The sequence below is a fragment of the Streptomyces sp. NPDC014991 genome (assembly GCF_043080665.1).
Taxonomy (GTDB): domain Bacteria; phylum Actinomycetota; class Actinomycetes; order Streptomycetales; family Streptomycetaceae; genus Streptomyces.
On the sequence record NZ_JBIBVY010000007.1, the window covers coordinates 14,871 to 27,680 of the forward strand.

Annotated in this window: 9 protein-coding genes; 4 read left to right on the forward strand and 5 right to left on the reverse strand. The window is 70.3% G+C overall.

Annotated features, from left to right (window positions below):
* The first annotated feature begins 11 nt into the window (after positions 1–11).
* Entirely contained in the window at positions 12–569 is a 558-nt protein-coding gene (gene tpg / locus ACF1BE_RS13480) for a telomere-protecting terminal protein Tpg (RefSeq protein ID WP_392199158.1), read from the forward strand.
* Between the two features lie 158 nt (positions 570–727).
* Here tpg and ACF1BE_RS13485 read toward each other — a convergent pair whose 3' ends face one another.
* Both ACF1BE_RS13485 and ACF1BE_RS13490 read right to left on the reverse strand, forming a co-directional pair.
* A complete protein-coding gene (locus ACF1BE_RS13485) occupies positions 728–1,309 on the reverse strand; it encodes an SRPBCC family protein (RefSeq protein WP_392199159.1) in 582 nt (193 codons plus the stop codon).
* A gap of 337 nt (positions 1,310–1,646) precedes the next feature.
* Positions 1,647–5,339: a hypothetical protein gene (locus ACF1BE_RS13490; protein ID WP_392199160.1), complete on the reverse strand. Its 3,693-nt coding sequence runs from the start codon at positions 5,337–5,339 to the stop codon at positions 1,647–1,649.
* A gap of 390 nt (positions 5,340–5,729) precedes the next feature.
* On the opposite strand from ACF1BE_RS13490, the gene ACF1BE_RS13495 reads away from it, so the two are divergent.
* From ACF1BE_RS13495 to ACF1BE_RS13505, 3 genes are all read left to right on the forward strand, one after another.
* Complete coding sequence (locus ACF1BE_RS13495) at positions 5,730–6,236, forward strand: hypothetical protein (protein ID WP_392199161.1); 507 nt, start codon at positions 5,730–5,732, stop codon at positions 6,234–6,236.
* Between the two features lie 340 nt (positions 6,237–6,576).
* Entirely contained in the window at positions 6,577–7,989 is a 1,413-nt protein-coding gene (locus ACF1BE_RS13500; protein WP_392199162.1) for a hypothetical protein, read from the forward strand.
* A gap of 928 nt (positions 7,990–8,917) precedes the next feature.
* Positions 8,918–9,790 (forward strand): NAD(P)-dependent oxidoreductase, encoded by an 873-nt coding sequence (locus ACF1BE_RS13505; protein ID WP_392199163.1) that lies wholly within the window; start codon positions 8,918–8,920, stop codon positions 9,788–9,790.
* A 203-nt stretch (positions 9,791–9,993) separates the two neighbouring features.
* On the opposite strand, the gene ACF1BE_RS13510 is transcribed toward ACF1BE_RS13505, so the two are convergent.
* The 3 genes from ACF1BE_RS13510 to ACF1BE_RS13520 are packed head-to-tail and all read right to left on the reverse strand — an operon-like array spanning position 9,994 to position 12,689.
* Positions 9,994–10,224 carry a ferredoxin gene (locus tag ACF1BE_RS13510; protein WP_392199164.1) on the reverse strand — a complete coding sequence of 77 codons (231 nt, stop codon included), beginning with the start codon at positions 10,222–10,224 and terminating at the stop codon, positions 9,994–9,996.
* A gap of 50 nt (positions 10,225–10,274) precedes the next feature.
* The gene (locus ACF1BE_RS13515; RefSeq protein WP_392199165.1) at positions 10,275–11,492 is read right to left on the reverse strand and encodes a cytochrome P450; all 1,218 of its coding nucleotides are present in this window, start codon (positions 11,490–11,492) and stop codon (positions 10,275–10,277) included.
* 21 nt (positions 11,493–11,513) lie between these two features.
* Positions 11,514–12,689, reverse strand: a complete 1,176-nt coding sequence (locus ACF1BE_RS13520) for an acyl-CoA dehydrogenase family protein (RefSeq protein ID WP_392199166.1) — start codon at positions 12,687–12,689, stop codon at positions 11,514–11,516.
* Between the last annotated feature and the right edge of the window lie 121 nt (positions 12,690–12,810).

The window sequence follows — 12,810 nt, forward strand, 5'->3', positions numbered from 1 at the left end:
GAGGTACGGCGATGGTCACGGTCGGGGAAGGGCTCGACAAGGCGGTGCAGGGGACCTTCACCCGGCCCATCCCCAAGTCCGCCGGGGCGCGGATGCGTTACCTGGTCCGAGCGCACCAGCGCAGCACCCGGCGCGTGGCCGAGTTGCTCGGCATCAGCCAGCGCACCGTCGAGCGGTATGTGAAGAACCAGATCAGAAACCCCCGGCCGGAGCTGGCCGACCGGCTGGAGCACGAGGTCCGCACACGCTGGCAGCCGCAGATCCGGGCCAAGGCGAAGCACACCGCGGCCACCACCGGCGGCATCATGATCGATGTTCAGGCCCGGTTCGGCTACACCGCTGCCCCGGGCAGTACCGACGACGCCCGCGTGCGTCATCTGACCCTCGCGCTGCCGCCCCACCAGGCCGCCCGTCTCTTTGCGGCTCACGAGGGCGGCGCCACCGAGGCTCAGCTCCGCCAGGTCGCGGCCGAGGCCCTGGGCGAGGTCTACTTCCGCGACAACGGCCGCCGCGCCCACGGCCTCGAGGTAGAACTCACCGACCTCCTCGACCTGGAATTCGAGTTGTAGGGCGGGGCAACACGGCGACACGACGGGCGGTGAGCAGCAGTGGTGTCTGCGGTGAGGGTCGAGCGGTCACACCCCACGGCCCAGCGGTGCGTCAGCGCCCGCGGGTGCGGATGTCTGCCCCGGCTGCGCAGGCGGGCAGAGCTGTGGCAGCAGGGGCGTCACGGACCGTGCCGCTGGCCGGGGAGCTGACCGCCCAAGGCCGGGCGGCGGGCGCTCGCCGAGCTGCGCGGGGTTGAGCCTGTGGTGCTGGCGCGTGCTTTGCCGGGCTTCACCGGCGAACAGTGCCTGACCGGCCTCAGCTTGGGCTGCTGCTCCACGTAGGCGGCCAGGTTCGCCAGGGAAGAGGCGAGCCCCGCAGCATGGTCCTTCGCGGAGATGCCGTCCGGGACGTCCTCTGCGAAAATGTCGACGCGTGTCCCCGCTTCGGCAGCGGTGACTTCCCAGACCATGGTCATCGTGCCGGCGTAGGCAGCATCGTCGGAGACGAAGTCCACCGCGTGCACGATGCGCACGCAGGGGACGATATCGACGTAGCGAGCCTCTACGATGTCGGCATTCCCGGTCGTCTTGCCGGGCGCGCCGGACGCGTCGGTATAGGTGAGCACCAACCGGTACGACCCGCCCGGCCGGGCATCGAAGCGCTCGAACCTGCCAGTCATCCCGGCGGGAGGGAGCCATGCCAGGAGCGCCTCGCGATCGACGAGTGCGGCCCAGACGCGATCGGGTGGCGCAGCGATCACCCGTGACGCCGTGTCCCTACGTGGCATGGCGTGACCCTAGCACCCTCGCGCGACGCCCGGGCCCGCACAGATGCCCAGCGCAGTGCGGGTTTTCAGTGACTACTGCCGCCATCTGGTCATGCCTGTCGTGACCGGGAGGTGGCGCGCTCTCTTCGCCCGGCCTGACGCCGCAGTGCCACGGTCCCGTTGCCCCCGCAGGCGTCGTTGAGCGGCATCGCATACGTGCACGTCCGCCCTCGCGGAAGGAGAGGTACTCGGCACAGCGGCGGGGTATTGCGGCACGCCTGCCGGTGCCGTCGGCAACGCGGAGAGCAGTACCGGCCGGTCGGCACAGCGGTCAGCAAAGCCTGCGGTAGGGCACTTCGGGGATCATTTGGTGCCACTCCGCTGCCGAAGGGCCACCGTCGGCGCGTGTGCAGACCGTGGCCGCCACCGCCTTCGGTGACGCCTGGTAGGTCTGTGACGGAACATGGTCGCTCGCCGCGTACAGGGTTTCTGCGTCGGGGGCGAACGTCAGGGCCTGTACGGAGTCGCTCGGAGTGAGGAGAGTCGTTCCCAAGGGCTGGTTGGCGGCCACGTCCCACAGCCGCACAGTGCCGTCGTGGCCGCCAACGGCGAGGGTCCCACCTGCCCTGGAGAAGGCCAGGGCGGTGACCGGTGCCGCAGCGTCCTGGTGGTCGCTGGTGAAGAGGCCGGACATGACGCCGAGGCGTCTTCTCAGGTCGCCGTCGAGCAAGGTCACTCGTCCGGAGAGGTCTCCGACTGCCAGGTACTTCCCGTCGCGGCTGAAAGCCAGCGTTCCTATGGACTTCTGTGGCGGGGGGGTCGAGGTGACGCCGCCCGAGGTGACATCGTCCGGCGTGTCGAAGCCGAGTGGAAGTTGCCCGACATGGCCTGTGGACACGTCGGCGTACCGGCCGTTCGAGGCGGCGAGCAGATGTCCGTCGCCGCTCACGGCCATGCGGTCGCCGCCCAGGCCGTTGATCAGCCGAATCCGTGACCGGCTGCGCAGCCCCCAGACCTCGGTCCACTCCGCGCCGTTGTCCGACCGCACCGCGACGAAGAGCTGTCCGGCGTTCGGGCTGAGGGCGATCTGACGGACGACCGCCGGGCGCTTCAGACGCAGGCTGAGCGTGGTGGCCCGCTTGCCGGCCTCGTGCCACAGCACGACATGCTGCCGGGTCGTCGGTTCGTCGATCGGCAGCAGCGCGTAGGCAGCCGTACCCCCGGTCGCGCTGAAAGCCATGGCAGGAAGGCATTCACCATTCAGTTCACCGCCCCGGTCGCCGGGAGAGGCCGCGTCCCCGGGGCAGTCCGCGGCGGGCAGTTGCGCGATGTCCCGGCCGGTGCGCGGGTCCGCGAACCAGAACCGGTCCTCGTCTCCCTCCCGCCGCGCGACGACGAGCCGATCACTGCCTGGGCTGTACCAGGTACCGTCCGACGGCTCGCCGCGCCAGGGCAAGCGGGGCACGTCTCCCAGCGTCATCGTGCGGACCACGACTTCGGACGTGGTGTCCGTTCCGGTGCCGGCGATGTATCTGATGAACCTGCCGCTGGGGTCGAGGCGGAGGTCGTCGGACGAATCGGCGGTGACCGGATAGGTGATCACCGGATCGTCAAGGTGAGGCCGCCGCCAGACATCGATGCTCGTGCTGCCGGACGCGACCAGGAAGCGACCGTCACGGCTGTACCGCAGGTCCGTGTAGCCGTCGGCGGCGAACTGATCGACCTGCCGGCCCGAGGTGGTGTCCCAGGTCGACACGGAGCCGCCGACGGCTGCCGTCACCCGGTGGCCGTCCGGGCTGAAGGCCGCGGCGCATCCGTCCTTCGACCGGACGGCGGGTGTGTCCTCCAGCGTGATGCGCCTCCCGCCCTCGACCCGCCACAGCTGTACCCGGCCCTGCTCGGGGCACAGTGCGATCAAGCGGTCGTCCGGGCTGATCTTCGCGCTGTCGAAGCTCGGGACCGGGTGCTGGAAGAGCGTACGGCGCCTGTTCAGGTTCCACAGCCGCAGCTTGGCGGTGCCCGAAGCGGCTTCCTCGCCGGCCAGCAGTGTGCGGCCACTCGGACCGAACACCGTCACCCCCGGTGCTCCCGGGCCGAGCCGGCTTCCGGCCGGGCGCCCGCGGGCGATGTCCCAGATGACCAGTCCGTCGTCCGTCGACAGGGCGAACCGGCGTGCGTCAGGGCTGAGTGCCGCAACACTCCAGGAGCCGCCACCAAGGCCGGTGAACACTCCTGTCCGTCGATGCCCGGGGACGTCCCACCTGATCACTTTGCTGTCCGAAGCCTGCACCAGGACGTTGCCGTCCGCGCTCAGGAGGAACTGCCCCGCCGGGGACGCCCCGAGTGGTGCGAACCGGTCTTCCTCGCGCTGCATCGCCGCGGCATACAAAGCCGACCGCGTTTCCACGGTGTCCGCCGTGCGCCAGGCCGCCAGGCTCAGCCGCATCGCCGTCAACGGGTCGGAGTAGCGTGTGTTGTCCGCCAAGGCCGCCACCCGTTTGGCGGCGGCCTCGGTACGACGGTGCTCGCTGGCGCGGTTCTGCTGCCAGGCGATGCTGCCGGCCAGCACAGCGAGTACGACGACGAGGCCGAAGGCCCCGCTGCGGGCGCGCCGACGTCGTTGTTCGTAGCGCAGACGGTCCTGGCTGGCGGTCAGGAACTCCGCTTCCTGCTTCGTCAGCGCTGTCCGGCGGTCGACGGCGGGAAAGGCTTCCTCGGCGACGGCCAGCCGGGTGCCTCGGTACAAGGCGCCTGGGTCTCGACCGAGGGCGTGCCAGGTACGGGCGGCTTCGGTGAGCTGGCGGTGGGTGCGCAGCCGTTCGCGGTCCTCCTCGATCCAGGCCCGCAGCCGCGGCCACGAGGAGATCAGGGCTTCGTGGGCCAGGTTGACGGTGTCACCGTCGAGGGTGAGCAGCCGAGCGCGGGTGAGGTGTTCCAGGACGGCGGCGGTGTCATCGGCGTCGCCGAGGTGGAGTTCGGCGCGGACGGTGGGGCGGCCTGTGTCGGGGGTGCCGTCGCCGGGGGTGATCAAGCGGAGCAGGATACGGCGGGCGAGCTCGGCGTGGCCGGGGGCGAGGCTGTTGTAGGCGTCTTCGGCGCTGCGGGCGAGGGCGCCGTGCAGGCCGCCGGCCGCCTCGTAGGCTGCTTCGGTCAGGGCCCGGCCTTTCCGGCGGCGCCAGGTTTCCAGCAGGGCGTGGGACATCAGCGGCAGGCCGCCGGGTTCGCCTTCGACCTCGGCGACGATGCGCGCGGTCAGGGTGCGTTCGACGATGAGTCCGGATGCCCGGGCGGGCCCGACGATCGCCTCCCGCAGTTCCTCGCGGTTCATGGACGAGGTCAACAAGGTGGCGTCGCGCAGGGCGTCGGCCAGCCGGCGATGGCCTGCGAGGTGTCCGAAGAAGTCGGCCCGCACGGCGATCAGCACGCGCAGCCGGTTACTGGGGTCCTGGGCCGCGAGGAGCCGCCCGAGGAACCGCGATCGTTCGTCGGGGTCGGTGCAGAGGGTGTAGAGCTCCTCGAACTGGTCGATCACCAGCCAGGTGTCGCCCTGGTCGGCGTCCTTGGGGGCCAGCCGCTGTTCGTGGGTCCGCAGAGGGCGGTCGCCGGGCGTGAAGATGCGCAGGGCCGCTGGTCGCAGCGCCGGGTCGTCGACGGTCCGCACACGGGGGATGAGACCGGCCCTCAGCAAGGACGACTTACCGCTTCCCGAGGCACCGACGAGGGCTGTGATCCGATGGTGACGTACCAGTTGCAGAAGGTCGTCGATGAGCTGGTCACGGCCGAAGAACAAGGCCGCGTCGTCCAGCTCGAAACGGACCAGGCCCCGGTACGGAGCGGAAGTGTCATCGTCCGTCTGCGGCTCGGCCGCTTCTTCCTCGGCAGCCAGGCGCCAGCGCGCCTCCCACTCCCCTGGGTCCCCGCCGCAGGCCTGCGCGTAGGCGAGGACCACCGGCAGGGTCGGCAACCGCTCCCCGGAAGCCGCCTGCGACAGCGTGCTCGCGCCTTGACCGGTGCGAGCGGCCATCGTCCGGTAGGTGGGGTTGCCGGCCTCAGTCCGTAATCGGCGTAACTCGGACGCCAACCGCTGTGCCGGACCCGCGCCGGGATCCAGTGGCCTCTCGGGACGCCCCGCCATCGGTCATTCCTCTCCCCCGCCGCCCCCCGTGGACGCGGGACCGACGCCGACAAGCTACGCGCGCCGTGCCGCATCGGCAACCTTGGCCATCTCCGCTGTTCAGCCTTGCCCACCCCCGTCTGAACAGGACAGACGGCATTGATCGGACCTGCAGGAGAGGGCTGCCATTCAATGTCGCGGCCGCTGAACTCGATGTCAGGCACCAGCCGGGTCGACGCCGAGAAACGTCGACCACGTCTGGCGTGCAGATGTTCACTCCTCTCGAAAGGAACACGCGTCATGAACGCATCCCGGCGCTTCACGCTCGCCGTCGCAGCCCTCGCCTGCGGTGCGGCTGTCGCCTCCGGGCCGGACGCAGGCGCCATCACCCCCGCGTCGCAGCCCGCCGCGAGCACCGCCGCCCAGCAGCCGGCCTCCTCAGCACACCTCGACGAGGTGACGAAGGACGGGATCGCAGCGCAGGCGTCCCGCCACCGCCAGTGGGGCCCGAGCTGGATCTCCGGCTCGTACCTCACCGCCCACGGCAAGAAGTGGGTGTCGCAGCCCTACCGGTCCAAGGGCAGGACGGCCTACGCCTACCTGCGGTGCTACAACACCAACGCCAAGATGCAGGTCCGCGTCTACAACGTCGAAGCCGGGCGGTACATCGCCAACAGCGGTTGGACGCGGTGCAACCCGAACACCAGCATCAAGACCGGGACCACCAGCTTCCAGCGTCTCGACCACCTTCGCATCGTGGTCAACGGCGACCAGGGCTCCTACGTGTCGGCCTACTACAAGAAGTAAGCCACGGGCGACGCGGGCCGGAGCGGCAACCGGCCCGCGCCGTCCTCCACGCTCCGCGCCATCGACCTGGCCGAAGCCCCACGGGGGTGGGCATCGGCCAGGCTCCGTCCGACCGGCGCCAGCCGGTCGTCCCGGTCACCGGCATGGGCCTGACCCTCAGGACGAACGCCGTCAACCGCGCGACAGGGCGTGCGTCAGCGGCAGCGGCGGCAGGCGGTCCGGCGAGGGCTCAGGGGTGTGTCGAGCCGGTGAAGATCCCCGGAGGCCTCTTCGCCGGTCCGGCCGGGCACCTATGCTGCCGTGAGCATTTCAAGATCACCTGCAGAAAACCCACGGGGACATGAACAAGTACACAGTGACGGCCGTCGGCCTCGTCCTTTCGCTCGGGCTCGTCTCGGGCTGCGGTTCCTCCGACGGCGGCGACTCCACCGCCAAGCCGAAGGACGGCAGCTCGGCCGGCGCGACGCCCAAGGGACCCGCCTACAGAGGGCCGGCGATACCCGGCCTCGCCGCCAAGCCCGCGTGGAGCCTGCCGCCCGCCCACGCCATCGACCTCGGTGACACCCTCCTGTTCGTCAAGGACGCCCAGGGCCAGTACGCCCTCGGCCACGGGTATGCGTGGGAACCGGTCGACGGCTCGGTCGGCACCGTCCACTTCACCGACGACCCAGAGCCGGTCACCCTGGAGTTCCGGGACGTGAAGACCGGCGAGGTACGCAAGAGCCTCAAGGTGACGACCGACCGCGTGGCCGCCACGACCTGGCACGACGGCGTCCGGGGGGTCGCGGTGTTCGCCGGCGCCACCACGGAGTCGGACGGCCTGAGCGAGGAGAGGACCACCACCACGGTCACCGTCTACGGCGGTGACGGCGCGATGCTGGGCAAGGCCACGAGCGAGGCGGAGAAGTTCGACGTCCACGAGGGCTACATCATCGAGCAGGACGGTGACGAGAGCCTGAAGCTCACGCCCATCGCCGGCGGCGCAGCCCGCAAGGTCACCTGCACCGGACAGCTGGCGAGGTGCGCCTTCGACTCGCGCACCAACGAGATCGACGGCGGGCAGGCCCACGCACCCCTGATCACCGGCAAGTACGCCTTCCACGTGGAGAACGCGTCCAACTACGACAACGAGCGCGAACAACTCGTCATGACCGACCTCGCCACCGGCAAGAAGGCCTGGAGCACCGCGGACGTCACCCCGCCGGTGGGCGTGGAGCTGGACGAGGACGGGAAGCGCACCAGCGGTTCCCTCCGGGTCCTCGACGTGCGCGACGGCCGCGTCCTCACCGCCTGGGGGGCGGGCGCCTTCTCTCCCGACACCTGGGTGACGGCGACGTACGACATCGCGAGCGGCGAACAGGTCGGCGGCTCCTCGAAGTACTCGTACGCGGACGACCCCACCGACACCGTCAACACCGAGGGCTCCTCCGTCTTCTCGCCCGACCACACCCTGGCCGCCGCTCGGACGAAGCAGGGCACCGCCGTGTGGCAGCTCGCCGACGGCAAGGAGGTCTGGGCGCAGAAGGAGGGCGAGAAGGCGATGAAGCCGCTGCGCTTCTCCCCGAACGGCGTCCTCTACGGCTCCACGAAGGACGGCTTCAGCGGAACTGTGTTCCTCGCCGTCGACGGCCGCACCAGGAAGGTGCTCGCCAAGAGCCTGCCCGAGCAGGACCTCCCGGTCTTCTCGCAGCCGTCGGGCTACGGCTACATCAGCACGGAGAAGGGCTTCTTCGTGTTCCCGGCCCAGGGCTAGGCCCTCTCGTTCGGATCATGCCGGGCTCGCGGGCCCTGGCACCGCGCCTCGCCGCGTTGTCGTCGGACCAGTCCTCCTGGCGGTCGCGTCGGCGCTGCTCGGTCACGCCTCCGAGCAGCGCCGCCCGCGCCGCGTCGGGCGGGACCTCGGCCGTCGTTCGCCTGTGTGCGTACCGGCACATCGTCCGGAGCCGGTTCCGCCGGCGACGTCGCGACCAAGCAGCCGCCGCCCGACGCTGTCATTGCATGTGACGCGGGCCTTCCCGCGCGGCCGGGCGTCCGGTGGTGCCCAACGGGTCCGCGGCCGCGCGTACGTGCCGAGTTCGCCGGCCATGCGGCAGGTTCCGGGGTCACGGCGAGTGTGACGATCCGCCGCGGTGTCCTGGTGTCGTACTGGTGGTGCTGGAACACCGGCCGCAGGCAGCCGCCGAGCCGGGAAGCACGACGTACGACGTCACGGACGTGACCCGTCCGGGGGCGGCGCCGCGGGCGGGATCGTCTCCACCACGGCAGATCCCGACCGTTTTGACCAGGTCCTGAGGACTCCGTGGCGACTCGCGACGGCGAGCGCGCCGCGTCGTGACCTCAAGGGCGGCTGGACCGGCTCCCTGCCATGGTGCCCTCGTGCGGAACGCAGCGGATGCTCGACACGCACTTGGTGCAGTCCGGCCGACTACGAGCCCGAGGCCACCGCGGAGTTGGTGGCGCCAAGCCCCGGATGCCCGCGCTTGCGGACAGGAACCTTCGACCCGCACACGCGCTGAGACAGCTCCCACAAGCCGACACCCGCGCGACGCGCCGCCGGATCACACGCCGACTCCCGACACTAGGTAGAGCGTTCGTCCTAGAAACGTGCTACGTTTTTTCCCGAGCTTGTTAGAGCGCTCGTTTCACAGTTTTGCCAGCAGACCAACGGAGGTTCCCCGCCCATGAGCAGCAACCAGTCCGTCACCGTCATCGGGCTCGGCCCCATGGGACAGGCGATGGCCGACGCCTTCCTCGACAACGGACACGAGGTCACCCTCTGGAACCGCACCGCGTCCCGGGCCGACGCCCTGGTGGCCCGCGGGGCCGTCCTGGCCAAGAGCGTCGAGGACGCTGTTCAGGCCAACGAGCTGGTGGTCCTCAGCCTGACCGACTACGACGCCATGTACGCCGTCCTGGAACCGGCGGCCGACGTGCTCAAGGGCCACGTCTTCGTGAACCTCAGCTCCGACACCCCGGAGAAGACGCGGGCCGGTTCCCGCTGGATCACCGAGCGTGGCGGCGTGCACCTCACCGGCGGGGTGACGGTCCCGCCCGCGGGCATCGGCAAGCCCGAGTCGAAGACCTTCTACAGCGGCCCCCGCGCCGCCTTCGACCGGCACCGCGGCAGCCTGGAGGTGCTCACCGGTACCGACTTCCGTGGTGAGGAGCCGGGGCTCGCGGCGCTGATGTACCAGATCGGCATGGCCATGTTCTGGCCGTCCATGCTCAGCTACTGGCAGGCGATCGCCCTGGCCGAGGCGAACGGGCTGACGGCGGCGGACATCCTTTCCCACGCCAACGACACGATGCTCGCCATGCCGCACTTCCTCGGCTTCTACGCCGAGCGCATCGACGCCGGCAACCACGAGGGCGACGTCGACCGGCTGGCGATGGGCCTGGCGAGCGTCGAGCACGTCAAGCACACCATCGGCGACGCGGGTGTGGACACCTCGTTCCAGTCCGCGGTGGTGGAGCTGTTCCGCCGCGCGATGGACGCCGGCCACGCGGCAGACAGCTTCTCCAGCATCGTCGAACTGCTGAAGAAGTCCGCGTGACGTCCGGGGAATCCGCCTGACCTCTCCCCTACCGGGCCCTCCTGACCCGGGTGACGGCGAAACTGCCGGCGCCCGGGCCAGGAGGGCCCTGGCGTTGCGGGACGAGCGGGCCTTGCGGGAGGACGGACGAGGGGCGCCGTGCGCACCGCCGCCATGGGCCGTCGGTGTGTACGGCGCCCCTGAGGTCGCCCGGAGCCGTTCGCCTACGGCGCCTTCACCTCCGGCGCCGTCGAGGCGTCGGCCGGCACCAGCCGGACCGCTTCCGTCGGACAGACGTCCAGCACGCCGGACGCGGCCTCGATGTCCCCGAGGTCCGTCAGTTCGGTGCGGCTCACCACCGCGTGTCCCTCGGGGCCCACCCGGAACAGTTCCGGGTGCATCGCCTCGCAGGTCCCGGCGCCGGTGCACACCGTCGCGTCGATCGACAGGAGCATGGGCCCGCCCCGTCTTCCGGTCCCGGGCGGATCGGACACGTCCCGCCCGCTCACAGCTCTACCGGCAGGGACGGCAGGCTGCGCAGCAGCCAGTTCTCCTCGAAGAGGATCTCCTCGCGGGGGACCGCCAGGCGCATCCTGGGGAACCGTTCGAGCAGCGCCGGGACCGCGACACCGGTCTCCAGGCGGGCCAGTGCCGCCCCCATGCAGTTGTGCAGTCCGTGCCCCAGGGCCAGGTGCCGCTGCCCGGCGCGGGTGATGTCCAGCCGCCGGGGATCGGCGTACTTCTCCGGGTCGTTGTTGGCCGACTGCAGACCGGCCACGACGGGGGTGCCGGCGGGTACCGGCACTCCCCCGATCTCCAGGTCCTCCTTCGCCAGCCGGAACAGGCCGACGCAGAAGGCGCCGTCGTAGCGCAGGAACTCCTCGACCGCGGTCGGCACGTGCTCGGGGTGCTCGCGCAGCAGCCGCAGCTGGTCGGGGTGGTCCAGCAGGGCGAGGACCGCCGAGCCGATCAGATTGCGGGTGGTGTCGATCCCCGCCATGATCATGACGGCCACCAGCGAGACGAGTTCGTCCTCCGTCAGCTGGTCCTCACCGTCCCTGGCCTGGACGAAGTGGGAGGTGAGGTCGTCGCCCGGAGCGCGGCGCTTGTCAACGATGAGCTCACGGCCGTAGTCCACGAGCTCCTCGAACGCGGCGGCCACCTCCGCCTCGTGGTCGGGGTTTTCGGGGTCGGCGTGGAACGCGCGCTCGATGGCGTCGAGCATCTCGCCGAACCGTTTGAGCGGGAACCCGAGGATTTCGCCCGTGACGTCGGCGGGTATACGGCCTGCGTAGTCCATGATGTCGGGGGCGTCCGACTTCTCCAGACGGGCCAGGCACTCGCCGACGATCCGGTCGACCGGCTCCTTCCAGGCCGCCACCCGGCGCGGAGTGAACGCGCCCATCGCCAGCCGCCGCACCCGGGTGTGGTCGGGCGGGTCGAGCACGGTGAGGATGCGGCCGATCAGCGTCCCGGCCCCGAAGATCATGCCGGAGCGGCGGAACTCGTCGCTGCCCCATGCCTCCCCGTCGTTGCTGAAGCGCTGGTCGCTCAGCAGGGCCTTCACGTCGTCGTAGCGGGACAGGAACACCATCGGCACGTCGCCGACGGGGAACCGGAACCGGTGGACCGGGTCGTGCACGCGAAGCCAGTCGTACACCGAGTACGGGTCGCGGTAATAGGCGGTGTCGAACAGCGCGGGAGCCTGAGAGGTGGTGCCCATAGTCGGCCTCCAAGGGGCGGCTCAGATGTAGTCGGTGCCGGGTTCCAGATCGAGCAGGACACGGCCGTGAGCCTCGAGGGAGCTGGTGGGCGTCAGTAGTCCGTGCAGGGACAGCGCCGAGATGTCGCGGAACGCGCGCTGGAAGTGGTTGCTGCGCAGGATGGTGGACGCCGAGCTGATGTCGTACAGCATGCGCACCGCCTCCTGGGTGGCCTCCACTACGTAGCCGACCTGTCCGCGGACCGCCACCTTCTCCGCGACGGTCATCTTCTCGCCGCGGTCGGCACGCTCCTGGATGACGCCCAGCCAGTCCCGGGACAGCGCCTCGCAGGCGGCGATCTGGTTCGCCGCGCGCCCCACCGCGATCTGCGTGTAGGGGTGTTCGCGCTGGTCGGTCCAGTTGGTGTAGGTGATGGCCTTACCGGCGATCCGCTCGGCGAACAGGTCGAGAGCGGAGCGGGCGATACCCAGGTACACCGGAGCGCAGGTGGCCAGGACGTAGCTGAGCAGGTTGTAGTTGCGGCCCTTGGTCTCCGCGTTCCAGCGGTCACCGGTGGAGGCGTCGTAGACGGAGGCGTCGACCACGCGGTGCGCGGGGACGAACACGTCCTTCACCGTGGACGTGGCGCTGCCGGTGCCCGCGGCGCCGAACACGTCCCAGTCGTCCGCGATCGTGATGTCCTCGGCCGGTACCAGCGCGAAGAGTTCCTCCTGCCGGCCGTCGGCGTGTTCGGCCATGGCCGCGTGGATGTTCCACTGCGCCCCGGGCACGCCGGTGTTGAACCGCCAGCTGCCGCTGAGCCGGTAGCCGCCCTCCACGGGGGTGAGCGTGCCGGACGGGGTGAAGCCGCCGGAGACGCGCACCGAGCCGCCCGCGAACACCTCCTCCTGGGCGCGGTCGGGGTAGAGGCTGACGATCCAGGCAGTGGAGACCCACACCATGGCCACCCAGCCCGTCGAGGCGCAGCCCCGGGAGATCGCGGCCAGGATGTCCGCCTGTTCTGTCACGGGGAGGTCCAGCCCGCCGAATCGCTCGGGAACCGCGGTGCGGAAAACGCCGGCTTTCTCCAGCAGTTCGATGTTCTCGTCGACGAGCCAGCGCTGCTTCTCGGTTTCCATTGCATTCTGGCGGAGCGTGGGCACCGCTTCCTGCACCGCCTTCAGGATGTTCTGCGCTTCCGTGCCGAGCGGGCTCATTCTGCCTCCATTGGTGGTTCTTGTCTCCGCGGGCGTGAGATCGCCCGTTCGCGGCGCGGCTTCACCGTATTCGTGGCGTGGAATCGGACGCCCATTTCGCGGCAACGGGCCGCCCACCGGC